Genomic DNA, 22909 nt, shown 5'->3' with positions numbered 1-22909 from the left:
ATCTCTTCCGGGCGATGCTTCTTGCTCGGCATTCCTTGTCTCCTTCGTAATCCAAAATATCATCAATTTTGGACCACTCAGAAGGGGGCAGATCACTCGGTCGAAATCTTGGTGTAAGGGCACTTGTGCTTCTCACCCAGGAAACCCGCCCCTTCGAGGCTTCAGCGGTCGCCTAGTCGCAAATCGCTCTGAAACCCGGCAACTACAAATTTTTCCCTCCATTTTGATGCAACCTGCGCCTCGGCGCGTTTACGACGCGCGGGAGCATCAAAGGAGAACGATGATGAAGAAAGCTCAAATCGCCACAGCTGCCCTTGTACTCGCGGCCACCATGCCTGCCCTCGCCCAAGGGAACCCACAGGGCATGGATCACAGCAAAATGAACCATGGCCAGATGAATCACTCGGCAATGGCCGAAATGATGCAGCCGACACAGGCCAACCCTTATCCACCGGCGGAAATGAAGATGCATCGTGCCATGATGGGCGCTGTTGGTAGCGATGCGACTGAAACCTGGGTGCGTAAGATGATCGAACATCATCGCGGCGCGGTTGAGATGTCGCAGATCGTGCTACGCGACGCTCGCGACGCCAAAATCCGCGAGATGGCGACCAAGAGTTCGGCGGAGCAACGTCAAGAAATCAACGAGTTGCAGGCCTGGCTGCGCGAGCATGGCAAGCGCCCTCAATGAGAATGGTGATCACTGGAAGGCGTGAACGTTGAAGAAGCAAATGATCGCGGCGCTCGCCGCCATGTTCGTGGCAACCGCGGCGAGCGCCGCTACGCCGATTCTCGTCCACCGCGATCCCGGCTGCGGCTGTTGTGAAAAATGGGCCGAGCAGGTCCGCACGCAGTTCAAGCGGCCCGTCACCATCATCGACGACCGCTCTCGCGCGGCCTTCCAGCAGGCGCGGGGCGTCCCGCAACAGCTATCCTCCTGCCATACTGCGGTGGTCGACGGTCTGGTCTTCGAAGGCCATGTGCCGATCGCCGACATGAGGCGGCTCCTCGCGCAGCGTCCCCGCGGCGTGAGCGGCCTCGCAGTTTCAGGCATGCCTATCGGCTCGCCTGGCATGGAAGTGCCTGGTCAGCGAGCGCAGCCTTACGTCGTAATCGCATTCGGACCCTCAGGTCGGCGCGTCTTCGCTCGCCACTAAGGATAGTCTCCACTTGGTTCCGCGATTGGTTTTCGCTAAATAGAATAGTCTTGAAACGCCTGTTTGCCTCTTTGCTCCTCGTCGGAGCTCTTCTTGGCCTCTTCGGGGCGCAGCTCGCCTATGCGCACGGCGTGCCTGTGATTACGGGCGCACCCCAAGCGGTGGCGATGGACGCCGATTGCATGGCGATGATGGCCAAGCAACAGCCCGCGCCGAAGGGAACTCCATGTAAAGGGCTTACGCTGGATTGCATCGGGGCGATGGGATGCGTCGTGCCCATCGTGCTGGGGAATGCCGTGCCGACGCCTGCGTCGCCATGGTTTCACGACCAGACCATGTTCTGGACCACCGTCAGCGTCCTGCATGGGCACGAGTACGCGCCCGAGCCGGAGCCACCCACCCTCCTTGGCTGATTGAACAATCGCGCCCGTCAGGCGCGCGGCTTCTTGTCGCGTCCAGACGCCCCGCGATTCCTCTCCATTCAGTCAAAGGATATTCGTGATGATCAGGAATTTAATTTCGGCCGCCATGCTGGCGGTAAGTCTCGCCGCGCCCGCATGGGCTGCCGACCAGAACAGTGCGCCGCAAGGGCACTGGGAATGGAAGTCCGTGCCGCAATACGGGCCGAGGGCAACTGGTCCGGCGCAGAAGCGGGTCTGGGTGGCCGACAGCGCCCAGATGGCGAACTGCGACTGCGACATGATGAAGATGAGCGCGGCCGATTGCATGAAATCCATGCATGATCACCGCATGTCGCCCTCGGCCGGCTGAACCACGGATCCCGGCCGATAAGATAGAACAGTGGCCAGGCGCGTCGCGCCGGCGCGGGCACGATCCCGCGTCGGCGCACGTTGGTTCTCACTACCTCTCATGACGGCCCGGGACCTCCGCAATGGGAGTCCTCCATGCGCATCTTCTTCGCCATCCCTGTGCTCGCGCTAACCACGAATTCCGCGCTCGCCGGGCCGCTGCGCTTCGAAGAAGCGCTCGCGCGTGCGGAGGCGCAAGCCCCTTCGCTGCGCGCCAAGGCGCTGGAGGCTGACGCCCGGCGCTCCGCTTTGCCTGCCGCTGGTCAGCTGCCCGATCCCAAGCTCGGGCTCGGCATCGACAATTTTCCTGTGTCTGGCCCACCGGCGGGAAGCTTTGCCGAGGACAGCATGACGATGGCGCGCGTGGGCCTCTCACAGGAGGTTCCCAATGCCGCGAAGCGCCATGCCCGCACGACACGGGCAGAGACCGATCTCATGGCAGCTGAAGCCACGCTGCTGTCGGAGGCCCGCCGGGTCAAGGTTGCAACGGCGCTGGCCTGGATCGATCTCGCCTACGCGGAGCGCCGGCTCGACGCGCTCGATCGGATTCTTTCTCGGCTCGCCCCCCTTCCCTCGGCCGCGAAAGCAGGCGTCAGCTCGGGCGCAGCGCGTCCAGCGCAGACACTGCAAGTTCAACAGTCCCTTGCGGCGCTGGAAGACCGCAGAAGTGAGCTCGTGGCCGCAGTAGCGCGCCAGCGCGCTAGCCTCGCACGCTGGACGGGCGAGCCGGCGCCCGAGACCGCCGGCGACGTTCCCGCTCTCACCATCGATGGCGCAGCCCTTCGGGCAAGCATCAGTGCTCATCCCGATCTCGGGGCGGCCCATGCTCGGGTGGCCCAGGCCGACGCCGACGTTGCCATTGCGCGGGCCGACAAACGCCCCGACTGGGGGTTCGACGTCGCCTATCAACGCAGGGCGGAACGCTATGGCGACATGGTCTCGGCCGGCGTGACCATCAGCTTGCCCCTCTTTGCCGGCAGGCGCCAGGATCCGATGATCGCCGCCAGCGCGGCAACCGCGGCTGCCGCCCTCGCCAACCAGGAGGACATGCGGCGAGCCATCCTCGCGGACCTCGAGGCCGGACTTGCCGACCATGACATGCACCACGAACAATGGGTCCGCGCACGCGATACGCTGCTACCGCTCGCGCGCAACCGAGCCGAGCTCGAGACCGCGAGCTACGCGTCGGGTCGCGCTGGGCTGCTCGACGTGATCGAGGCCCAGACCATGCTCGCCGACAGCGAGCTTCAATTGCTCGACAGGGAGGCTGAAGTCGCGCGCGACGCCGTGCGGCTCGTCCTCACCTTTGGGGGAAACAGCCAATGACATTCGACACGATCTCGCGTGCGCAGCTGGCGATTGCCGCGGCCGTGCTTGCTATTGCGGCCGGCGGGCTCGGCTATGGCCTTGCGAGCTGGCGCCATGAGGATCCACCGGCGGCAACGCCAGGGGAGCGCAAGATTCTCTACTGGTACGATCCGATGGTCCCGAGCCAGCATTTCGACAAGCCGGGCAAGTCGCCGTTCATGGATATGGAGCTTGTCCCCAAATATGCCGACGAGGCGGCGAGCGGCGAGGCGGGCGTATCGATCGACCCCGCGCGGGCGCAATCGCTTGGTCTGCGTATCGCGGAAGCGCGCACGGGCACGCTTGGCTCCGCCCTCACGGCAACCGGTACGATCGAGTTCAACGAGCGTGACGTTGCCATCGTCCAGGCACGGACCGGGGGCTTCGTCCAGCGTGTCTACGCGCTCGCGCCAGGCGACGTAATCGGCAAGGGCGCACCGCTCGCCGATATCCTCGTGCCCGAATGGGCGGGCGCGCAAACGGAATATCTGGCGGTACGGCGGATCGGCGATGCGGGCCTCAGCCGCGCTGCCCGGCAGCGTCTTCTACTCCTTGGTATGCCATCGGGAACGGTCGCGGCCGTCGAGCGAAGCGGGCGACCGCATACTGTCACGACGATCTCGACACCGACCGGCGGCACCATCAAGACGCTGGGCGTCAGGGCCGGGATGACGGTGACGAGCGGTCAGACGCTCGCGGAGATAAACGGGCTTGGCACGGTATGGCTGAATGCTGCCGTCCCGGAGGCCATGGCGGGCAAACTCCGCCCGGGAGAAGGCGTGACCGCGACACTCGCTGCCTATCCGGGCAAGCGCTTCACCGGCCGTGTCGCCGCGATCCTTCCGAGCGTCGCCGCCGAAAGCCGAACCCTTACGGTCCGCATCGAGCTTCCCAATCGAGGCGGGCGCCTACGGCCCGGCATGTTCGCCTCGGTCGATATCGGGGGCACAGCGCGCACAGCGTTGCTCGTCCCCTCGGAGGCCGTCATCCGCACCGGCAAGCGCACGCTCGTCATGCTGGCCCTGCCGCAAGGGCGGTATCGGCCTGCCGAAGTGCAGACGGGCGCGGAGGCAGGAGGCCAGACTGAAATCCTTGCCGGTCTCGCCGCAGGAGAGAAGATCGTCGCCTCCGGCCAGTTCCTGATCGATTCCGAAGCAAGTCTTTCGGGCATTGAGGCCCGTCCGATCGCAGCGACACCCTCCGCGCCGCAGGCCGAAACGTCGCGGCAGGGCGTCTATCGCACGAACGGGCGGATCGAGAGCCTCGCGGGCGATCGGATCACCCTCAGCCACGAGCCGGTCCCTGCTCTCAAGTGGCCGGCCATGACGATGACGTTCAGGCTGAGCGCCCCCGCGCTGGCGCGCGGCTTCAAGAAGGGCGACCGCGTTGTCTTCAGCTTCGACCAGGCTGCGGAAGGTCCCGTCGTTCGCACGCTGACCCGCGAGGCGGCGCGATGATCGGTCGGCTTATTGACTGGTCAGCCAACAACCGCCTGTTCGTGGTGCTGGGTGCGCTGGCGCTCGTCGTTGGCGGACTGCTCGCCCTGCGCAGCACGCCGATCGACGCGCTGCCCGACCTCTCCGACACCCAGGTCATTATCCGCACGACCTATCCGGGCCAGGCGCCGCAGATCGTCGAAAACCAGATCACCTACCCCCTCGCAACGACAATGCTCTCGGTGCCGGGAGCAAAGACCGTGCGCGGCTATTCCTTTTTCGGGGACAGTTTCGTCTATGTCATCTTCGAGGATGGAACCGACCTCTACTGGGCGCGCTCGCGCGTGCTTGAATATCTCAATCAGGTGCAGGGGCGCCTGCCCGACACCGCGCGAAGCGCCATCGGCCCCGACGCGACCGGCGTTGGCTGGGTTTATCAATATGCGCTGGTCGACCGAACCGGCGGACACGATTTGGCCCAGCTGCGATCGCTGCAGGACTGGTTCCTGCGCTATGAGCTCAAGAGCCTGCCGGGCGTCGCCGAGGTCGCCAGCATCGGCGGCATGGTCAAGCAATATCAGGTCGTGCTCGACCCGGTGAAGCTCGCCGGCTTCGGCGTCACCCATGCCCAGACCGTTACGGCGATTGAGCAAGCTAATCAGGAAACTGGCGGCTCGGTCCTCGAGCTCGGCGAGGCCGAATATATGGTGCGCGCCTCAGGCTATCTGCAGACACTCGACGATTTCCGCGCCATCCCGCTGCGCACTGCGGCGGGCGGCGTGCCGGTGACGCTCGGGGACGTTGCCACCATTCAGCTCGGGCCTGAAATGCGGCGGGGGATCGCCGAACTCGATGGCGATGGCGAGGTGGCCGGCGGCGTCGTTATCCTGCGCTCGGGTTCGGATGCGCGCGCCACCATCCAGGCGGTCCAGGACAAGCTCGAGGTCCTGAAGAAGAGCCTCCCCCGCGGCGTCGCGATCGTGCCGACCTACGACCGTTCGCACCTCATCGATGCGGCGATCGAAAATCTTACGCACAAGCTCGTCGAGGAGTTCGTTGTCGTCGCAATCGTCTGCGCCCTCTTCCTCTGGCACGTGCGCTCGGCCCTCGTTGCCATTGTTACGCTGCCGCTCGGCATCCTGGCCGCGTTCATTGTGATGCACCTGCAGGGCGTCAACGCCAACATCATGTCACTCGGCGGCATTGCGATCGCGATCGGCGCGATGGTCGACGCGGCGATCGTGATGATCGAGAACGCCCACAAGCGGATAGAGCAATGGGAGCATGCCCACCCCGGCGAGGAGCTGGAAGGGCCGGCGCGGTGGACCGTGGTCACCGACGCGGCGCGCGAAGTGGGGCCGGCGCTCTTCTTCTCGCTCCTTATCATCACCTTGTCTTTCGTCCCGGTCTTCACGCTCGAAGCGCAGGAGGGGCGTCTCTTCGCGCCGCTGGCCTTCACCAAGACTTACACCATGGCAGCCGCCGCGATCCTCTCGGTGACGCTCGTACCGGTGCTGATGGGCTGGCTCATCAGAGGCAAGATACCGTCCGAGCAGGCGAATCCGGTCAACCGTGCGCTGACGAGTGCCTATCGCCCGGCCATCGACTGGGTCCTGAAACGGCCCAAGGCAACCCTCGTCCTGGCGGGGCTGGTCTTCCTTACGACCGCCTGGCCCTTGTCGCGGCTTGGCGGCGAATTCCTGCCGGCGATGAACGAGGGCGATCTTCTCTACATGCCCTCGGCGCTGCCGGGGCTCTCTGCCGCCAAGGCCTCGGAGCTGCTCCAGCAGACCGATCGCATGATCAAGTCGGTGCCTGAGGTCCAGAGCGTGTTCGGGAAAGCGGGGCGCGCGGAGAGCGCGACCGACCCCGCCCCGCTCGAGATGTTCGAGACGACGATCCGCTTCAAGCCGCGCGAGCAATGGCGGCCCGGCATGACTCCGGAGAAGCTGGTCGAGGAGCTCGACCGCACCGTGAAAGTACCCGGCCTCGCCAACATCTGGGTGCCGCCCATCCGCAACCGGATCGACATGCTGGCGACCGGCATCAAGAGCCCGATCGGGGTCAAGGTCTCTGGGTCGGATCTTGCCGCCATCGACCATATCGCGCGCGAGGTGGAACGGGTCGCGAAGGGAGTGCCCGGAGTGAGCTCCGCACTCGCCGAGCGGCTGACAGGCGGGCGTTATGTCGATGTGCAGATCGATCGGATCGCCGCCGCGCGATATGGCCTCAACATCTCCGATGTCCAGGCGATCGTCGCGGGCGCGATCGGCGGCGAGAATGTCGGCCAAACCGTCGAGGGGCTGGCGCGCTATCCCATCAATGTCCGCTACCCGCGCGAGTTGCGCGACAGTCCGGACGCACTGCGCGCTCTTCCGGTGCTCACGCCATCGGGCCAGCAGATCACGCTGGGCAGCGTCGCGCAGATCGCGATCAGCGACGGACCGCCGATGCTGAAGACCGAGAACGGACGGCCATCGACCTGGGTCTATGTCGACGTCCGGGGACGCGATCTCGCCTCGGTGGTGGATGATCTGCAGACTGCGGTGGCCCGCGAGGTCAAGCTCTCGTCGGGTGTCAGCCTCGCCTATTCGGGCCAGTTCGAATATCTCGCGCGCGCGATCGACCGGCTGAAGATCGTCGTGCCGGCGACGCTCGCGATCATCTTCCTGCTGCTGTACCTCATCTTCCGGCGGCTCGACGAGGCAGTGCTCATCATGGGCACACTCCCCTTCGCGCTCACCGGCGGTTTCTGGATCCTCTACCTGCTCGGCTATCACCAGTCGGTCGCGACCGGCGTCGGGTTCATTGCGCTTGCCGGCGTCGCCGCCGAGTTCGGCGTCGTGATGCTGATCTATCTCAGGGATGCCCTCGAGGCGCGGGGCGAGAGGCCGTCGCACGAAGATATTGCAGAAGCGGTGCGCGAAGGCGCGCTGCTCAGGGTCCGGCCCAAGGCGATGACCGTCGCCGTCATTATCGCGGGGCTTTTGCCGATCCTCGTCGGCTCCGGCGCCGGCTCGGAAGTCATGAGCCGGATTGCCGCACCCATGGTCGGCGGCATGCTGACCGCGCCGCTTCTCTCGATGTTCGTCATCCCCGCCGCCTATCTGCTTCTGAGGCAGCGGTCTTCTCAACCCTCGATCCCAATGAAGCACCACGAAAGGAACCTGCAATGAAAGTTCACGCTCTGTCCGTCCTGGCCCTGACCGCTGCCCTTGCTGCATGTGGCTCGAAGACCGAGACCAATGAGGCGGCAGCGACGAATACGGCGGCACCGGCGGCTACCGAAACCAACGCGATGGCGGGCGACATGGGCAATATGGCGATGTCCCCTACAGCAAAGATGGCCAAGGGCACCGGCAAAGTGACGGCCGTCGACAAGGCCGCCGGAACGATCACGCTCGACCATGGCCCGATCGCCGAGGCCAACTGGCCGGCTATGACGATGGCATTCAAGGCCGCGCCGGCGCTCATCGACAGCGTGAAAGTGGGCGATGAGGTGAATTTCGAGCTGAAGCTCGACGGCAATGCCGGCGAGGTGACCGCGATCACAAAGCAGTAGTCGATTCCAGACCTGCTCCGGGCGGGTCGCCGGAATGCCGGCGGCCCGCCATGGCCAACGATCGTCAGGTGCAGCAGGAGGCGTCCGGCCCGGCGAGTTGGATCGGCGGGCACGGCACGGTCCCGTAGGAGCAGAATACGCAGCAATCGCCGGTCTTCGGCCGCAAGACCGCTCCGCAACCGGTGCAATCATAGAAAAACTGGCAGGCGTTCGTCGGCATCGTCTCCGTCTTCGTCGTGCCGCACAGCGGACAGGTGAGGACCGATTGAGGAACGAAAACGCGCTCAGACATAGGAATAGCCAAGCCAGAACAACGTCACGCCCAGCAGCAAGCCGATGAAAAGGACCGCGCGCACAGCAGGCGGTGTGCAGACGCCCTCGGATGCGCAGGTCATCGCCACGCGCTGCTGCCGCCAGAGCATGATCGCGCCGCCGATCAGGAAGAGCGCGCTCAAGCACAGCAGGAGCATCCGATACGGGCTGGCCGCCAAGGCAATGCCGCCGAGCCATCCGGCACCCAAGCCGGCGGTGGTGAGCAATATGGGCAGCGCGCAGCAGGATGCCACGGCGAAGGCGGCCGCGATTCCGCCGACCGTGAGAACAGCAGCGCCCTCCGCTCCCAAAGAACGGCGCAGTTCAGGCGGTTCGGACATGATGGGCGACTCCTTGTGATCAACGGAATCGCATCCTACCGTCTGTAGCCGCTACAGACTCAACCCCCAATTTTGAGCAGAAGATGACGACATCGGAGATTATCGCAATCGGGGAACTGTCGCGGCGCACACGCTGCAACATTGAGACGATCCGCTATTATGAGCGGATCGGGCTCCTGCCCGAGGCGGCGCGGCGGGGCCGGTATCGGAGCTTCGGCCCCGCGGACGTGGCGCGGCTGCATTTCGTTCGGCGCGCGCGGGAACTGGGCTTCACGCTGGACGAGGTTCGCACGCTGCTCGGCATTGCGACCGCCAATGACATCTCATGTGACGATGCCCGCGAAATCGCGACCTTGCATCTGACGCAGGTTCGCGCGCGGATCGCGGATCTGAAGCGCATGGAGCGGGTCCTTGCCGACACCGTGCGGGCCTGCAGTTCCGGCGATCATGTCGGGTGCCCACTGATCAATACATTGTCTGCGGCTCGCTAAATTCCGCCTGGGCGACGCCTTCTGTACGCCGAACTCCATACTCTTCGGTTCCGGCCCCCGCGTGGAGGTCATGAGCGGCATCGCTGCGACCATGATCGACAGCCTGAAAGTCGGCGATCAGGTGAATTTCGAGCTGAAGCTCGACGGCAATGCCGGCGAGGTCACCAGCATCAGCAACAAGTAATTCGATGAGGGCTTCGGGAGGCACTGTGGAAGCGCCTCCCGATGAGTTCCGACAGTTGGGACAGGCAAATGTTTCGTCAGATCCATGATCGATGGCGAGGGCAAGTTAGCCCCTCGCCATCACTTCACGGCCTCAGCAGACATCGCTCCCGTCGACCCAAACGCGGACCGGTCCCTGCAACGGCGCGCGCGGACCATATTGCGGCCGCATCCGCCACACGTAGCGACCGGTCTTGCCGGTATAGGCCGGATCGCATTCCGGTCCGCCTTTGCCAGTCCACTGGTCGCGTTGGTCGCCAACCTTCTTGCAGACCCTCGCACTCAACGGTGCACGCGGACCAGGAGCTTGGGGTTGCCACTCGCATTTGACGGTGGCCGGTTTCTCGACATCAGCCTGTGCCAATGCCGGAACCGGGGCGGCGACGAGCACTGTGAATGCGGCCGCGGCGGCGGTGAATATCAAGGTCTTCATGATTTCTCTCCTCGGACTGAAGGTGCCGTGGGCAAACTGGCTCCGAGGGGCTGGGCAGCCTATGGCCGTCCAGCGCTTGGGAGGGTTCGCCTGGCGAGTTGTCAGGCCAAGGTGTCGGGTGGATGCTGTTCCGGCGGAGCCGACCGTCCGTGTAGCGCCGGATAAGATGGAAAGACGACAAGAACATCCGCGCTCACTATTTCAGCCGCTAGGGGTCCCCGGCTCTCGAGCGCATATAAAGGGAGACACCCCATGCCTGCCAGGCAAGCGAGCGTCATCCGCTGACAGGGGAGTGGTTTCTCGCCATCGTCCTGCGTCATCCCGACACAGTCCATGGGCATCGTTGCTGCCGCGTTCGCGCTTATGGCGGTTGCCACAGCGGGATCTGCGGCAACTGTGGCTATCTGTCCAAACAGGCCGAGAAGGACGCCTAAGATCAGCGCAAATTTGTGCGCTCGTCTCATGTCCGCATTCTCTGCCTGATGCTGAATTGAGTCAAGTTTCCCAAGACCATAATTGGGCCGAGACTCAGCCAACGACGTAAGCTCACGTCATACAGAGCCAAGATCATGCGCGACGCAGCTACCCCTTACCAATTCCAGCTTTGTTGCCCTTGCTGGCTGCCCCGATGGAACCTCGAGCTTCATTGCGCGCGCCGTCGGATCACGCTCATGAACGACCAAGCATGCCGGGGTGTTGGGCGCGCTGCCGCGCCCGTTGATACCACTTGACCCTCTAGCTACTACAGGGTGCAAGTTGCGAACAATTCTTATCAGAGACTCGCAAATGTATCCTCGCTCGCCTGCCGCCATTTCCGTCGTTCTTCCCCTCAGATGGCGCCGGACAGCGCATCTCATTGCGCTGGCGTTCGCAACCCTAATGATGATCTCGCTCCCAGGACGAGCCTTGGCGAGCGATGCGGACGTTCAGACCAGCTGGCGGCTGCTCGATTATATCGGGGTGGATTACGCCGGGGCTGTCGCGGACGGGAAAGTGACAAGCTCGGCCGAATATGGCGAGATGACCGAGTTCGCGGCACAGGTCGAGACACGACTCAAGGCCCTGCCAGAAAAGCCGGCGAAGGAAGACCTTCTCCGCCGATCGGCCACACTGCGAAGCGCGATCGCCGCGAAATCAGCACCCGCGGTCGTCGCCGAGCAATCGCATCTTCTCGCCTCGGCACTCCTGGCGGCCTATCCGGTGCCGCTCGCACCGGGCACTCCCCCCGATCTAAACCGGGCCGCTAAGCTGTACGCCGAAAATTGCGCGAGCTGTCATGGCATGAACGGCGACGGGCGCGGGCGCGATGCGGCCAAGCTCGACCCGCCACCCATCGCCTTCACCGACAAGGAACGTGCCGACCAGCGCAGCCTCTTCGGTCTCTACCAGGTCATCAGCCAGGGTCTGGACGGCACCGCCATGCAGAGCTTCGAGGCGCTACCGGAAGCGGACCGCTGGGCCCTGGCATTCTATGCCGGCCATTTCGCCTATCCTGACGCTGCCGCCAGCGAAGGCGAGCGTCTTTGGCGGGAGCGCGCCGATATGCGTTCAAAATATCCCAATCTGGCGGCTCTGGTCGGGACGACGCCGGCCGCCTTGGCCCGCGACCTCGGCCCCAAAAACGCTGCGATGCTCACGGCCTTTCTGCGCCGACATCCGGATGCCGTCACCGCTCGTCCCGACGGCTCGCTTGCGCTTACGCGTGAACGCCTGGCCGAAAGCTTGACCGCCTATCGGGCCGGCGATCGCAAAGCCGCAGCCGAATTGGCTCTTTCGGCCTATCTCGACGGCTTCGAGCCGGTTGAGCCGGTGTTGTCCGCACGCGACGCTGCGCTCATGGCGCGGATCGAGACAGGGATGGCGCAGCTTCGTGCGGCCATCGGGCAAGGGCGCCCTACGGCCGAGGTGGAAGCGGCGAACCGTTCACTGGCCAACCTGTTTGCTGAGGCCGAGGCCGCGCTGGCGCCGGAACGGGCAAGTGGAGCATCCAGCTTCCTGGGGGCGTTCGGCGTATTGTTGCGCGAGGGGCTCGAAGCGCTTCTGATCGTGGTTGCGATGATCGCCTTTCTGAAGAAAACTGATCGACCGGACGTCCTCGGCTATGTTCACGGCGGATGGGCGGTAGCCCTCGCAGCCGGTGTCGCGACCTGGTTCGCGGCAACCTACTTCATCACCGTGAGCGGCGCATCGCGGGAACTTACCGAGGGCTTCGGTTCCCTCTTCGCTGCAATAATCCTGCTCAGCGTCGGTATCTGGATGCATGGTAAGAGCAATGCCGAGGCATGGCAACGCTATGTGAAGGCGAAGGTCAGCGCCGCCCTTTCCCGCCGCTCGGGCTGGTTCTTGTTCCTGCTATCGTTCGTCGTCGTCTACCGGGAAGTCTTCGAAACGATCCTGTTCTATGCGGCTCTCTGGGCCGAGGGAAATGGCGCAGCGATGCTCGCGGGCGCAGGCGCCGCAGCGGGTCTGCTTGCGCTCGTCGCGTGGATAATGTTGCGTTACAGCGCTCGCCTGCCGATCACCCAGTTCTTCTCCTGGAGCTCGGTCCTGATCGCGATCCTGGCCGTCGTGCTCGCCGGCAAGGGTATCGCCGGTTTGCAGGAGGCCGGTATCCTCGGCGTGAGGCCGCTGGTGGACGTGCCACGTATCGAGATTCTGGGTCTCTTTCCGACCAGGGAGAGCGTGCTCGCGCAGGTCACCGCCATCGTAGTGCTTGCCGCCGGCTTCTGGTTCAGCGGTCGCAGTTCGGCGGCGGCCGCATCGCAAGCATCACCCGCCAAATAGCCGAGCGGCGATCAACACAGCGGCGACCGAATAGCAGGTGAGCGTAGCCAGCGCGGTCGTCGCCATCCCGAAGGCGCGGGCGCCAGCGCCCCTGGAATAACAGCGATAGAAACTCACGCGGCCGATGGCGAAAAGCACAGGCGAGGCAATCAACAGTCCCAGCCATCGGCCCTCCGCGATCGAACCAAGGAGCAAATGGGCACCGACGCCCAAGAATGACTGCTCGAGCGTATTTTGCAGGAATGCGACCTTGATCGCGAGCGCCGGGCTGGGCGCGCTCTTGGCGGCCCCGCCAATATCGGCCTCCGAACGATAGCGTCCGCTCGAAACAAGCCGCACCGCCACCAGCACGAGCAGGAAATGGATGCTGCTGGTTTGGATTGCGAAGGCGAGACGCTCGGCAAGCGCTTCCGGAAAGGACATAACCTCTGGAAGAAGCAGCACGCTCCCGGTCGAAACCGCCGCGCAAGGCAGGAGCGCCAGCGCCGACCGTTTCCGGATTTGCCGCTGTTCTTCCGCCAAATCCATCGTTCTCGCCTCAGTCAGGCCGACTCGCCACGATAAGGCCGATGGTGCCGGTAACCGTGTCGAAGCGTGCGACGTCGCGCACCTTGCGAAAGCCCGCAGCTTTGACCAATTCGGGCAGGATCCCATCCGCATTGGGCTGGGTATCGGCGACACCGTCGAGCCGCTGAATAGTCAGGCGGAACAGCACCCGCATCAACCCTTTTTGCCGGCCATAATCGGCAATAACAATCCGTCCGCCGGGTCGCACTGCCGCAAACATTGCGCTCAGGCCGGCCCGCTTCTCCGTCATCGGCACTTGGTGGAACATCAGGCTCGACACGATCGCATCGGCCCCTCTGACGCCGAGATCGCGGGCGAAGCCCTGCTCCCACTCAACGTTCAGGACCGCAACATCCGCCTTTGCGCGCGCAATGGTCAGCGCCTCTTCATCGGGATCGATACCGATCACGCGCACAGCGGGCTGGGAAGCCTTGAGCATGACAGCGAAGCTGCCAGTGCCGCAGCCGACGTCGAGAATTGTCTCGCCCGGCCGGGCTGCCAATTCCTCGAGCATTGCCCGGCGCCAGAGCGTCTCGCGCGTCCAAAGCCGGATCGCGCGGTCGTAGTCCGCAGTGCTGTCCTTTCCGAGCGGCGGGGTGTAAGCACGCGCGTTCACTGCACGACCCGCCTGCCATGCTCCGTCAGCTCCTTGCGGGCATCGCGGATGATGTCATAGGCGGAGTGCAAGAAGAGCAGCGCGATAACTCCCGCGACGAGCAGATCGGGCCATGCCTGCCCGGTCCACGCCACCAACGCCGCCGCCGCGATGACCGCGACATTGGCCAGTGCATCATTGCGCGAGAACAGCCAGATTGCCCGCGAGGTGGCATCGCCCTGATCGCGGAAACGGGCGAGGACCAGCGCGGCAGACACATTGACGGTGAGCGCAATAATGCCAAGCGCGCCCATCAGATCGGCCTCGGGCGGCACGGCGTTGAATATGCGCCAAAGCGCCGATGCGATCACGCCGAGCCCAAGAGTGGCGAGGAACAGGCCCTGAATGAGTGCGGTCCGGCTCCTGGCCACGGCAGACCAGCCAAGCGCGACAAGGCCCACCAAGGTGATGGATCCGTCGCCGATGAAGTCCAGCGAATCCGCCTTGAGAGCTTGGGAGCCTGCGACAAAGCCGCCCACAAGCTCGCAGATTCCAAATCCCAGATTGAGGATTACGACGATCCACAAGGCACGCTTGTAGCCGGGATCTGTTCCGGCGCGGGCGGTGTCCGTTTCGCATCCACAGTCGCTCATCGATTGTCTCCGCAGCGAGTCGCAGCGGAATTCTGCACCCTCTAGTAGCTACAGGGTCAATGCCCGCGCTGAGCGGACGGACCGAGGGCCTCGATAATCCGGCATTCGGATATCGCACCCTGGCTGCACTGGCCGATCAACTCGTCGAGCTCCCGGCGTAGCGCGCGAAGATCGGCGATCTTCTGGTCGATGTGCGCGAGATGGGCGCGGGCGACGGTATCGACGGCGGCGCATGACCGGTTACGATCGTCAGACAAGGTGAGCAGCTCGCGCACCTGGTCGAGGGTGAAACCGAGATCGCGTGCCCTGCGAATAAAGGAAAGCCGCGCCAGGTGAGCGGCACCATAGTCGCGATAATTCGCCGAGGTTCGGCCCGGCTCTGGAAGCAGGCCGATTTTTTCATAGAAGCGGATAGTCTCGACCTTCGTCGAGGTCGTTCGGGCCAGCTCACCTATCTGCATCAGAAATCCTCTTGACCCTATAGTTGCTACAGGGTGCATATAGCGAGCCGTTCTAAGAATACGAGAGCCCGACCAATGGCATGTTCCAGCTGTGCCGCCGACAAAGGCGGCCCCACAAACAGCCCCGCCTGGCGGCGCGCGTTGTGGATCGCGCTGGCCGTCAATGGGCTCATGTTTGCCGCCGAACTGGCCGCCGGCATCATGGGAGGATCGAGAGCACTCCAAGCCGATGCCCTCGATTTTCTTGGTGATGCCGCCAACTATGCGATCAGCCTTGGCGTAGCGGGCCTTGCTCTTGCCTGGCGCGCTCGCGCAGCTTTCGTCAAGGGCGCGACTATCTTCGCATTCGGCCTCTATGTGCTGCTAAACGCGATCTGGGCACTCTCACATGGCACCGTTCCCCATGCCGAGGTGATGGGCGCGGTCGGTTTTGTCGCTCTGCTCGCCAATGGCGGTGTCGCGCTCATCTTGTATCGCTTCCGTGAGGGCGACGCGAACATGCGCTCGGTATGGATTTGCTCGCGAAACGACGCGATCGGCAACATTGCGGTGATGCTGGCCGCTTTGGGCGTGTTCGGCACCGGCTCGGCGCTGCCCGATATAATCGTGGCGGGAATTATGGCGGCGCTCGGGCTGTGGGGTGGTGCGCAGATCTTGCAGCAGTCCATCACCGAGCTAAGGGTTTCAAAGGGGCCAAGCCGGACCGAACTCCTTACTGCGCGTGCGGCCAGCAAGGGGTGAAGGCGAGAATGGTCCGGCTGCTCATCGTCCTCGCCTGCTTGGCCTTCATTCTGTCCCTCGGGACCGGATCCGTTGCCCACGCCGTGGCGTCGATCGACTGCTCCGCGACTTCTCCAACCATCGCGGCTGAAGATGGTGCCGAAGAGGGAAGATCGCTGCCGGCAGATCCAAAGAAGGCCTGCCACCACAACCATTGTGGCTGTCATGGGCACCATCTTGCCGCCCTTCCTGCGACCCGCGATCTCCCAATCGCTCGGGCCAGCCCGCCAGACATGTTCATTCATACGGCGAAGGCACTCACGGCTGCGCCACGCAGCGCAGAGCTGAGACCCCCAAAAGCCTGATGATAGCCGCTGGGGCGCCACCGATTATCGCGCCCCTCAGCCATCACAGGAGTTCCAAGACATGAATCGACTGTTAGCGGCCCTTGTGGTCGCAGCGCCGTACGCTTTCAGCGCCCAGGCGCAGACGCCGCCTTCCGCAGAAACACAACCGCCCTTGACGTTGTCGCGCGCACTCGACCTTGCAGGCGCGTCAGCGCCAGCGCTTGAGGCAGCATCGGCGGGCCTTCGAGCGGCTGAAGCGGCTCGAACCATCGCCGGCCTCAGGCCAAACCCCACGATCAATATCGAGGCGGAGAATGTCGCGGGGACTGGGCCCTATTCGGGGACCCAGAGCATGGAGGCAACGACCTCTCTCCAACTGCCAATCGAACTCGGCGGCAAACGATCCGCGCGCGTAGCAGTCGCAGATGCCCAGCGCGATCGTGCGGGAATTGAGCGCGCTATTGCTCAGGCGGATCTCCGATTCGCGGTAACGCGCGCCTATGCAGAGGCCGCTGCCTCGGAACGTCGCCTCGTCAACGCCCGCGAGCAGTTCAGGATTGCGAACGAGGGTCTTCGTGCCGCCGATGTCCGTGTCCGCGCCGGACGCGCGTCACCGCTTGAAGTTCAGCGCGCCGATGTCACGCGGATCAATGCCGCGGCCGCCCTGGAGCGCTCGGAACGGTCTGCCGAGGTCGCCCGCTTCACGCTCAGCCAGCGGATAGGCCAAACCATCCTGGCGCCACTCGACGGCTCCTGGTTCAATAGCGTCGACAGCCGATATGGACCGCTGCGGCCCCCTGATGCTGCCGGTACACTCTCGCTGGCTGCGGCCAATGCCGACCTTGCCACGGCAACCGCCCAAATGCGCCTTGCACGCGCGCAGCGCGTCCCAGATCTCACGCTGGGTGCAGGCGCTCGCCGTCTCGAGGAGACGAATGACACCGCAGCGGTCTTCAGCCTGTCGGTGCCGCTTCCTTTCTTCAACAGCGGCAAGGCAGCGCTCGAGCAAGCGGGTGCAGAGCAACTGCGCGCCGAAGCACAAAAGCGGGTGACGGCACAGGACGTTGCGCAAGCAATCGCCGAGGCACAGGCGGATGCCGCTAACGCTGCAACGAGCGCCGCGACCGCGACCGGGCCTGCCCTTGAGGCTGCCGAGGAGGCAGCGCGCATCGCCCGGATTGGCTATAGGGAGGGGAAGTTCAGCCAGCTCGATCTGCTCGATGCGGAGCGCGTCCTATCCGAGACGCGCGCAACCGCCATCGATGCGCTGCTCGCCTATCACAACGCACAAGCGCAGCTGGAGCGGCTGACCGCCCGCGCGCCCGATCAGGGAGACAATCGATGAACTTCACGCAGCGGGCCATCGCGCCCCTCGTGCTCGCACTGGTCGTGGCCGGATGCGGTAGCCAGCCCGCCGAGCAGGAGAAGGCGGAAAAGGAAGAAGGCCACGCGGGCGAAGAGGGTCTGATCCGACTCACGCCCCAGCAGGTCGCCGCGGCGCGAATTGAGGTCGCGCTTCCCTCCCGCGGCGGCACGGGCGCGATCACGCTGCCTGCAACCGTCGAAGGCGATCCCCAGGGTATGCAAGTCGTTTCCGCTGCCATCGGCGGGAAAGTCGTCGCGCTGACCCGGAATCTCGGACAAGACGTGCGACGCGGCGAAACGCTCGCCATCGTCGAAAGCCGTGAGGCCGCCTCGCTCAAGGCCGAGGTGGAAGCTGCGCGTGCCCGTCTGGCGCTCGCACAATCCAACTTGAGACGCGAGCAACGCCTGTTTGCCGAACGCGTGTCGCCCGAACAGGATCTGATCGCCGCACGTACGGCAGCAACGGAGGCCAACATCGCTCTGCGCTTGGCCCAGCAGCAGGTCTCTGCAGCGGGGGGTGGCGGCGGCGGTCTCAACCGTCTCGGCATCGGATCACCCATTAGCGGCCAAGTCATCGCACGAAGCGTGACCCTGGGGCAGACCGTGGCAGCCGATGCCGAACTTTATCGGGTCGCCAATCTCTCCCAAGTCTCGGTCAACCTGTCGCTGTCGCCGGCCGATGCCGGCCGTGTGCGACCGGGTTCAACCGTCGAGATCACGGCGCCTGGGCGCCGAACGACTGCGCGTGTGAGCTTTGTCTCGCCAATCCTCGACGAAGGCACCCGCTTCGTGCCTGTCATAGCCCTCATCGACAACCGGGCGGGCCAGTGGCGGATCGGCGAGCCGGTGACGGCGGCAATCTCGGTGGCAAGCAGCTCCTCGGGCATTATGGTGCCCGCCGGCGCCGTGCAGACGGTCGAAGGAAAACCATCGGTTTTTGTTCGTGTTCCGCAGGGCTTCAAGGCAATTCCAGTAGCCCTCGGGCAACCCAGCGGCAACGCCGTGACGATCCTGTCAGGTCTTTCGGGCCGCGAGCAGATCGCCGTCGCCAACAGCTTCACTCTCAAGGCCGAGCTCGGAAAGAGCGAAGCGGTCGACGAGGATTAGGCCATGATCGAGCGCATTGTGACCTTTTCGGTCGAGCGGCGCTGGTTTGTGCTGCTCGTGACCTTCATCGGCGTGATCATCGGGGGTTGGGCACTCTCCCGCCTGCCGATCGATGCCGTCCCCGATATCACCAACAACCAGGTGCAGGTGAATGTCCGGGCACCTGCCCTCTCGCCCGAGCTCGTCGAAAAACAGGTGGCGTTCCCGATCGAGACAGCGCTCGCCGGCGTGCCCGGCCTTGAATACACGAGATCGCTGAGTCGAAACGGTTTCGCACAAGTGACGGCGGTCTTTTCCGATTCCACGGACATATATTTCGCACGGGCCCAGGTGGCAGAACGGCTGCGCAGCGCCGAGGAGAGCCTCCCCGAGGGGGTCACGCCGGAAATGGGGCCGATCGCCACGGGTCTCGGTGACGTGCTGATGTGGACGGTCCATCTCGCACATCGCAAGGAGGATCGCCACGCGCCCGGTGAGCCCGGCATCCAACCCGACGGCAGCTACATAACGCCCGAGGGCGAGCGGCTTGTCAGCCAGGCCGATCAGGCAACCTATCTGCGGACCGTCCAGGACTGGATCGTCTCACCGCTCCTGAAGAACACGCCAGGATTGGCCGGGATCGACTCAATCGGCGGCTATGTGAAACAGTACCAGGTTGTCCCAGACCTACAGCGCTTGGCAGCCTTGGACCTCAGCCTCAGCGACCTCGCGACTGCGCTCGAAGAGAATAACAGCTCGGTCGGCGCAGGTGTGATCAACCGCAACGGCGAGGGACTGGCCGTTCGTTCCGACGGCCGTCTGCTCAATGCCGACGAACTCGGCCGAACCGTCATCGCCACCAAGGAAGGGATACCGATCCTCCTGAATCAGGTCGCGACCGTTCGTTCCGGGCAGGCTCTGCGGATGGGTTCCGCGTCCGAAAATGGCAGGGAAGTGGTGGTCGGCACCGCCGTCATGCGCATCGGTGAAAACAGCCGGACGGTGGCCTCAAGCGTCAACGCCCGGCTTCAGGAGATCAATGCCTCCTTGCCGAACGACGTCGTCGTACAGCCGGTTCTCGATCGAACGGCCTTGGTGAATTCAACGATCAAGACGGTCGTGAAAAACCTCACAGAGGGTGCACTCCTCGTCATTGTCGTCCTCTTCGTCCTGCTTGGAAACTTTCGTGCGGCATTGATCGCGGCACTCGTCATTCCCATCACGATGCTGCTCACCAGCTTCGGGATGCTGCGAGGCGGTGTTTCGGCCAACCTCATGAGCCTCGGAGCGCTCGACTTCGGCCTCATCGTCGATGGCGCGGTGATCATCGTCGAAAACACCCTTCGACGGATCGCTGAACGCCAACATCACAAGGGGCGCACCCTTGATATTGAGGAACGGCTCTCGACGGTCGCCGCCTCTGCTCGAGAAATGATCCGGCCTTCGGTCTATGGCCAGGCGATCATCATCCTGGTCTATGTGCCGCTGCTGACGCTGAGCGGGGTCGAGGGAAAAACCTTCACGCCGATGGCGCTGACTGTGATCCTAGCCCTCGTCTTCGCCTTCATCCTCTCGCTCACGTTCGTGCCTGCCATGCTCGGTATCTGGCTTTCAAAGCCTGTCGAGGAAAAGGAAGGGCGTGTCATGAGCTGGCTCAAGACCCGCTACGAGCCGGGTCTTAACGCAGCCATGCGGCGGCCCAGTCGCACGCTGGGAATCGGCATCGCCGCGTTTGTCGTGGCGATCGGCAGCTTCGCGACGCTTGGACAGGAATTCCTGCCACAACTCGACGAAGGCGACGTGCTGATCCAAGCCTTTCGCGTGCCCGGTACTTCGGTTGACCAGAGCCAAGCAATGCAGCTCGAGATCGAGAGAGCAATAGCCCGCGAGCCGGAGGTGCGGTTCGTATTTTCAAGGACCGGTACTGCCGAACTTGCCTCGGACCCGATGCCAACGAACGTTTCGGACACGTTCGTGATCCTGAAGCCCCGCAGCGACTGGCCCGATCCGCACCTTGCGAAGTCCGAATTGGTTGAACGTCTTGAGCAGCGGCTCTCGCAGCTTCCCGGCAATGCCTACGAGATCACTCAGCCGATCCAGATGCGGTTCAACGAGCTGATCGCAGGCGTCCGCAGTGACCTTGCGGTGAAAGTGTTCGGTGACGACTTCGAACAGATGGGAGAAACGGCCAACCGCATCGCCGCCGTGCTGCGGAAAGTCGAGGGAGCGACCGATGTCCGCGTCGAACAAACCGAGGGGCTTCCCATGCTAGACGTCACGCCCAATCGCGACGCGATGGCGCGGTTCGGCATCACCGCGCGAGCGCTTCAAGACACGCTCGCAGCGGCCGTTGGTGGGCGCGACGCAGGTATGATCTTTGAGGGCGACCGGCGTTTTGCCGTGACGATCCGATTGGGAGAAGAGGCACGCGCCAATCTCGAGACCTTGGGCCAAGTGCCGGTGCCGACGCCGACGGGAGCCTTTGTTCCGCTCGGCAGCGTTGCGACCATCGCGGTTGTTGATGGTCCCAATCAGATCAGCCGCGACAATGGCAAGCGACGCATTGTGGTCCAAGCGAATGTGCGCGGCCGGGATGTTGCGAGCGTGGTGACCGACGCGCAGGAGAAAATCGCAAGCGATGTTCGACTGCCGGCAGGCACCTATCTCGAATGGGGCGGTCAGTTCGAAAATTTGGCCTCAGCGCGCGATCGGCTTCTGCTCGTGATCCCTGCCTGTTTCGCGCTGATCCTGCTACTGCTCTATGGCGCGCTTGGCAGCGTTAGAGAGGCGGCGATCGTCTTTACCGGCGTACCACTTGCACTGGTGGGCGGGGTATTGGCGCTCGCGCTGCGCGGCATGCCCTTCTCCATCTCGGCTGCCGTCGGCTTCATCGCTCTTTCCGGCATCGCGGTGCTGAACGGCCTGGTGATGGTGACATCGATTCAGGATCTGATGGCGCGCGGTATGGCTCGGGCGCGAGCCGCGCACGAAGGGGCGCTCGCCCGCCTCCGGCCCGTGGTGATGACCGCGCTCGTCGCATCGCTGGGTTTTGTGCCTATGGCGCTCGCGACAGGGCCTGGCGCGGAGGTGCAGAAGCCGCTCGCCACGGTGGTGATCGGCGGACTGCTTTCCGCAACGCTTCTCACACTGTTCGTGTTACCGACGCTCTATGCCAGGTTTGGACGCCGAGAGACGCCGACACCGTCGGCGAAGGACGCACTGGCTGCTGAAGCCGCGCGTCAATAACGAAGAGGGGTGCCGCTCGCCGGCGGCACCCCCTCGTAGTACGCCTCACTTGAGCTTGGCTGCTAGCCGGCCAACCGCGCCGGACTCGGCGGCGAGGTTGCGGTTGTACGCGAGCGGCATGCGCGGACTTTTCCAGCGCAGCGCATCCATGATGCCTGCCAAATCCTCGCCGGCGGCGAACAGGTCCTGGTTGAGCCCGACCCGCGTCGAATGCGCGCTCACGCCTTTTAGCAACCGGGCAAGATCGTCGGCGGTCAGATCCGGCAGAGCACCGCGATCATAAGCGCGCCGGATGATAACGCGGTAGATCGGCCCGATGGAGGCCGGATGGAGCGCGCCCTCGCCCACATCGTATTCAACGCGAGCTGGCACCGCCGGTTTCGGCAGCGTCTTGCGCAGATCCCAGGTCTCGCGCCCTGAAATCGTCTCGATCCGCCTGCCCTTCACCGCCGGTCGGGCCTTGTACCGCCGCACCTGTACGCGCCGGAATAGCGGCCCTCGTTCGATGTGAGCGGCCTTACACCATGCGCGGATCGCGCGCACGCTGCGCGGGCTCAGATAGGCGGTAGCCCCCTCGCCGTCCGGGTCGCCCTTGCTCCGCGGAATTTCGAGCAACCGTGCCTCGGGATCGATCGCTTCGATGATGTGCTCGATCCCGATCGCGACGAGCTCGGACGCACGCAGACCCGTGTCATAGGCCGTCGATAGCAATGCCCGATCACGCAGGCCGGGGAGATCGTCGGCGCAGCTTTCCAGCAGTGCCCGGATATTGAGGCCACGGGCCTGGTCGCGCTCGACGTCCTTGACCGGCCCCTTGAAGCGTAGCGGCCGCGCCTGTTTCTGCGCGGTGCCCACGCGACGTCGGATGGCGGCAAGGCGGATGAGAACGGCGGAGCAATATTCGACCACGGTAGCGGCGGGATAGCCCTGCTGCGGGCGGCGTAAAAGTCGTCCACCTTGAAGCCTTTCTGCCAA

The 22909-nt window shown here is 64.1% G+C and carries 23 protein-coding genes; 14 read left to right on the top strand and 9 right to left on the bottom strand.

Features of this window, described 5'->3' with window-relative positions; all coding sequences use genetic code 11:
- Nucleotides 1-283 precede the first annotated feature (283 nt).
- Genes CHB74_RS19650 through CHB74_RS19640 form a run of 3 tightly spaced genes read left to right on the top strand, consistent with a single transcriptional unit; the run spans nt 284 to nt 1570 of the window.
- Nucleotides 284-691 (top strand): DUF305 domain-containing protein, encoded by a 408-nt coding sequence (locus CHB74_RS19650; RefSeq protein ID WP_030541590.1) that lies wholly within the window; start codon nt 284-286, stop codon nt 689-691.
- A gap of 28 nt (nt 692-719) precedes the next feature.
- Nucleotides 720-1157, top strand: a complete 438-nt coding sequence (locus CHB74_RS19645) for a DUF411 domain-containing protein (RefSeq protein WP_422125006.1) — start codon at nt 720-722, stop codon at nt 1155-1157.
- Between the two features lie 50 nt (nt 1158-1207).
- Nucleotides 1208-1570: a hypothetical protein gene (locus tag CHB74_RS19640; RefSeq protein ID WP_089221192.1), complete on the top strand. Its 363-nt coding sequence runs from the start codon at nt 1208-1210 to the stop codon at nt 1568-1570.
- Between the two features lie 72 nt (nt 1571-1642).
- Here CHB74_RS19640 and CHB74_RS22135 read toward each other — a convergent pair whose 3' ends face one another.
- The gene (locus tag CHB74_RS22135) at nt 1643-1894 is read right to left on the bottom strand and encodes a hypothetical protein (RefSeq protein WP_179220933.1); all 252 of its coding nucleotides are present in this window, start codon (nt 1892-1894) and stop codon (nt 1643-1645) included.
- A 168-nt stretch (nt 1895-2062) separates the two neighbouring features.
- Here CHB74_RS22135 and CHB74_RS19630 point away from each other — a divergent pair, with 168 nt between their 5' ends.
- The 4 genes from CHB74_RS19630 to CHB74_RS19615 are packed head-to-tail and all read left to right on the top strand — an operon-like array spanning nt 2063 to nt 8311.
- The gene (locus CHB74_RS19630; RefSeq protein ID WP_089221190.1) at nt 2063-3292 is read left to right on the top strand and encodes a TolC family protein; all 1230 of its coding nucleotides are present in this window, start codon (nt 2063-2065) and stop codon (nt 3290-3292) included.
- Nucleotides 3289-4770, top strand: a complete 1482-nt coding sequence (locus CHB74_RS19625) for an efflux RND transporter periplasmic adaptor subunit (RefSeq protein WP_089221189.1) — start codon at nt 3289-3291, stop codon at nt 4768-4770. Before CHB74_RS19630 ends, CHB74_RS19625 begins: the two co-directional genes overlap by 4 nt.
- Nucleotides 4767-7925: an efflux RND transporter permease subunit gene (locus tag CHB74_RS19620; protein WP_089221188.1), complete on the top strand. Its 3159-nt coding sequence runs from the start codon at nt 4767-4769 to the stop codon at nt 7923-7925. Before CHB74_RS19625 ends, CHB74_RS19620 begins: the two co-directional genes overlap by 4 nt.
- Nucleotides 7922-8311 (top strand): copper-binding protein, encoded by a 390-nt coding sequence (locus CHB74_RS19615; protein ID WP_065847539.1) that lies wholly within the window; start codon nt 7922-7924, stop codon nt 8309-8311. Before CHB74_RS19620 ends, CHB74_RS19615 begins: the two co-directional genes overlap by 4 nt.
- Nucleotides 8312-8375: 64 nt before the next feature.
- Here CHB74_RS19615 and CHB74_RS22670 read toward each other — a convergent pair whose 3' ends face one another.
- On the bottom strand, nt 8376-8603 hold the full coding sequence (locus CHB74_RS22670; protein WP_082594896.1) for a GDCCVxC domain-containing (seleno)protein: 228 nt from the start codon (nt 8601-8603) through the stop codon (nt 8376-8378).
- Complete coding sequence (locus tag CHB74_RS19605) at nt 8596-8964, bottom strand: mercuric reductase (protein ID WP_056383935.1); 369 nt, start codon at nt 8962-8964, stop codon at nt 8596-8598. The genes CHB74_RS22670 and CHB74_RS19605 overlap by 8 nt, the downstream gene beginning before the upstream one ends.
- A gap of 83 nt (nt 8965-9047) precedes the next feature.
- Between CHB74_RS19605 and CHB74_RS19600 the strand changes: the two genes are divergently transcribed.
- Nucleotides 9048-9455 carry a MerR family transcriptional regulator gene (locus CHB74_RS19600; RefSeq protein WP_056383936.1) on the top strand — a complete coding sequence of 136 codons (408 nt, stop codon included), beginning with the start codon at nt 9048-9050 and terminating at the stop codon, nt 9453-9455.
- 70 nt (nt 9456-9525) lie between these two features.
- Complete coding sequence (locus tag CHB74_RS22295; RefSeq protein WP_022684336.1) at nt 9526-9639, top strand: copper-binding protein; 114 nt, start codon at nt 9526-9528, stop codon at nt 9637-9639.
- A 132-nt stretch (nt 9640-9771) separates the two neighbouring features.
- Here the strand turns inward: CHB74_RS22295 and CHB74_RS21780 are convergent, their stop codons facing one another.
- The gene (locus tag CHB74_RS21780) at nt 9772-10110 is read right to left on the bottom strand and encodes a hypothetical protein (RefSeq protein WP_144033871.1); all 339 of its coding nucleotides are present in this window, start codon (nt 10108-10110) and stop codon (nt 9772-9774) included.
- A gap of 879 nt (nt 10111-10989) precedes the next feature.
- On the opposite strand from CHB74_RS21780, the gene CHB74_RS19595 reads away from it, so the two are divergent.
- On the top strand, nt 10990-12894 hold the full coding sequence (locus CHB74_RS19595; RefSeq protein ID WP_056383938.1) for a cytochrome c/FTR1 family iron permease: 1905 nt from the start codon (nt 10990-10992) through the stop codon (nt 12892-12894).
- Here the strand turns inward: CHB74_RS19595 and CHB74_RS19590 are convergent.
- The 4 genes from CHB74_RS19590 to CHB74_RS19575 are packed head-to-tail and all read right to left on the bottom strand — an operon-like array spanning nt 12880 to nt 15170.
- Nucleotides 12880-13422, bottom strand: a complete 543-nt coding sequence (locus tag CHB74_RS19590) for an MAPEG family protein (RefSeq protein WP_056383940.1) — start codon at nt 13420-13422, stop codon at nt 12880-12882. The genes CHB74_RS19595 and CHB74_RS19590 overlap by 15 nt on opposite strands.
- 10 nt (nt 13423-13432) lie before the next feature.
- Nucleotides 13433-14077 carry a class I SAM-dependent methyltransferase gene (locus CHB74_RS19585; protein ID WP_089221187.1) on the bottom strand — a complete coding sequence of 215 codons (645 nt, stop codon included), beginning with the start codon at nt 14075-14077 and terminating at the stop codon, nt 13433-13435.
- Nucleotides 14074-14709, bottom strand: coding sequence for a cation diffusion facilitator family transporter (locus CHB74_RS19580; RefSeq protein WP_056383944.1), 636 nt, complete (start codon nt 14707-14709; stop codon nt 14074-14076). The genes CHB74_RS19585 and CHB74_RS19580 overlap by 4 nt, the downstream gene beginning before the upstream one ends.
- A 56-nt stretch (nt 14710-14765) precedes the next feature.
- A complete protein-coding gene (locus tag CHB74_RS19575) occupies nt 14766-15170 on the bottom strand; it encodes a MerR family transcriptional regulator (RefSeq protein WP_056383946.1) in 405 nt (134 codons plus the stop codon).
- Nucleotides 15171-15245: 75 nt separating this feature from the next.
- Here CHB74_RS19575 and CHB74_RS19570 point away from each other — a divergent pair, with 75 nt between their 5' ends.
- The 4 genes from CHB74_RS19570 (at nt 15246) to CHB74_RS19555 (ending at nt 21934) form a co-directional block, all read left to right on the top strand.
- Nucleotides 15246-15911, top strand: a complete 666-nt coding sequence (locus tag CHB74_RS19570) for a cation efflux transmembrane domain-containing protein (protein WP_089221186.1) — start codon at nt 15246-15248, stop codon at nt 15909-15911.
- 405 nt (nt 15912-16316) lie between these two features.
- Nucleotides 16317-17582, top strand: a complete 1266-nt coding sequence (locus tag CHB74_RS19565; protein WP_056383951.1) for a TolC family protein — start codon at nt 16317-16319, stop codon at nt 17580-17582.
- Nucleotides 17579-18709 carry an efflux RND transporter periplasmic adaptor subunit gene (locus tag CHB74_RS19560; RefSeq protein ID WP_089221185.1) on the top strand — a complete coding sequence of 377 codons (1131 nt, stop codon included), beginning with the start codon at nt 17579-17581 and terminating at the stop codon, nt 18707-18709. The genes CHB74_RS19565 and CHB74_RS19560 overlap by 4 nt, the downstream gene beginning before the upstream one ends.
- A gap of 3 nt (nt 18710-18712) precedes the next feature.
- Nucleotides 18713-21934, top strand: a complete 3222-nt coding sequence (locus tag CHB74_RS19555; RefSeq protein ID WP_056383955.1) for an efflux RND transporter permease subunit — start codon at nt 18713-18715, stop codon at nt 21932-21934.
- Nucleotides 21935-21979: 45 nt separating this feature from the next.
- Here CHB74_RS19555 and CHB74_RS19550 read toward each other — a convergent pair.
- Nucleotides 21980-22909: site-specific integrase (locus tag CHB74_RS19550; RefSeq protein WP_144033870.1), on the bottom strand; the 930-nt coding region annotated here is incomplete at its 5' end.

This window comes from Edaphosphingomonas laterariae (assembly GCF_900188165.1).
Classification (GTDB): domain Bacteria; phylum Pseudomonadota; class Alphaproteobacteria; order Sphingomonadales; family Sphingomonadaceae; genus Sphingomonas_E; species Sphingomonas_E laterariae.
The sequence above is the reverse complement of the archived record's forward strand: the minus strand, read 5'-3'. Positions and strand labels throughout refer to the sequence as shown.

Excerpts from the sequence above, each read along its gene's own strand:
- CHB74_RS19575 (WP_056383946.1), bottom strand. The coding sequence starts at position 15,170 with ATGCAGATAGGTGAGCTGGCCCGAACGACCTCGACGAAGGTCGAGACT.
- CHB74_RS19555 (WP_056383955.1), top strand. The coding sequence starts at position 18,713 with ATGATCGAGCGCATTGTGACCTTTTCGGTCGAGCGGCGCTGGTTTGTG.
- CHB74_RS19605 (WP_056383935.1), bottom strand. The coding sequence starts at position 8,964 with ATGTCCGAACCGCCTGAACTGCGCCGTTCTTTGGGAGCGGAGGGCGCT.
- CHB74_RS22670 (WP_082594896.1), bottom strand. The coding sequence starts at position 8,603 with ATGTCTGAGCGCGTTTTCGTTCCTCAATCGGTCCTCACCTGTCCGCTG.
- CHB74_RS19560 (WP_089221185.1), top strand. The coding sequence starts at position 17,579 with ATGAACTTCACGCAGCGGGCCATCGCGCCCCTCGTGCTCGCACTGGTC.
- CHB74_RS19625 (WP_089221189.1), top strand. The coding sequence starts at position 3,289 with ATGACATTCGACACGATCTCGCGTGCGCAGCTGGCGATTGCCGCGGCC.
- CHB74_RS19565 (WP_056383951.1), top strand. The coding sequence starts at position 16,317 with ATGAATCGACTGTTAGCGGCCCTTGTGGTCGCAGCGCCGTACGCTTTC.
- CHB74_RS19650 (WP_030541590.1), top strand. The coding sequence starts at position 284 with ATGAAGAAAGCTCAAATCGCCACAGCTGCCCTTGTACTCGCGGCCACC.
- CHB74_RS22295 (WP_022684336.1), top strand. The coding sequence starts at position 9,526 with ATGAGCGGCATCGCTGCGACCATGATCGACAGCCTGAAAGTCGGCGAT.
- CHB74_RS22135 (WP_179220933.1), bottom strand. The coding sequence starts at position 1,894 with ATGGATTTCATGCAATCGGCCGCGCTCATCTTCATCATGTCGCAGTCG.
- CHB74_RS19615 (WP_065847539.1), top strand. The coding sequence starts at position 7,922 with ATGAAAGTTCACGCTCTGTCCGTCCTGGCCCTGACCGCTGCCCTTGCT.
- CHB74_RS19620 (WP_089221188.1), top strand. The coding sequence starts at position 4,767 with ATGATCGGTCGGCTTATTGACTGGTCAGCCAACAACCGCCTGTTCGTG.
- CHB74_RS21780 (WP_144033871.1), bottom strand. The coding sequence starts at position 10,110 with ATGAAGACCTTGATATTCACCGCCGCCGCGGCCGCATTCACAGTGCTC.
- CHB74_RS19580 (WP_056383944.1), bottom strand. The coding sequence starts at position 14,709 with ATGAGCGACTGTGGATGCGAAACGGACACCGCCCGCGCCGGAACAGAT.
- CHB74_RS19630 (WP_089221190.1), top strand. The coding sequence starts at position 2,063 with ATGCGCATCTTCTTCGCCATCCCTGTGCTCGCGCTAACCACGAATTCC.
- CHB74_RS19570 (WP_089221186.1), top strand. The coding sequence starts at position 15,246 with ATGGCATGTTCCAGCTGTGCCGCCGACAAAGGCGGCCCCACAAACAGC.
- CHB74_RS19595 (WP_056383938.1), top strand. The coding sequence starts at position 10,990 with ATGATGATCTCGCTCCCAGGACGAGCCTTGGCGAGCGATGCGGACGTT.
- CHB74_RS19590 (WP_056383940.1), bottom strand. The coding sequence starts at position 13,422 with ATGGATTTGGCGGAAGAACAGCGGCAAATCCGGAAACGGTCGGCGCTG.
- CHB74_RS19600 (WP_056383936.1), top strand. The coding sequence starts at position 9,048 with ATGACGACATCGGAGATTATCGCAATCGGGGAACTGTCGCGGCGCACA.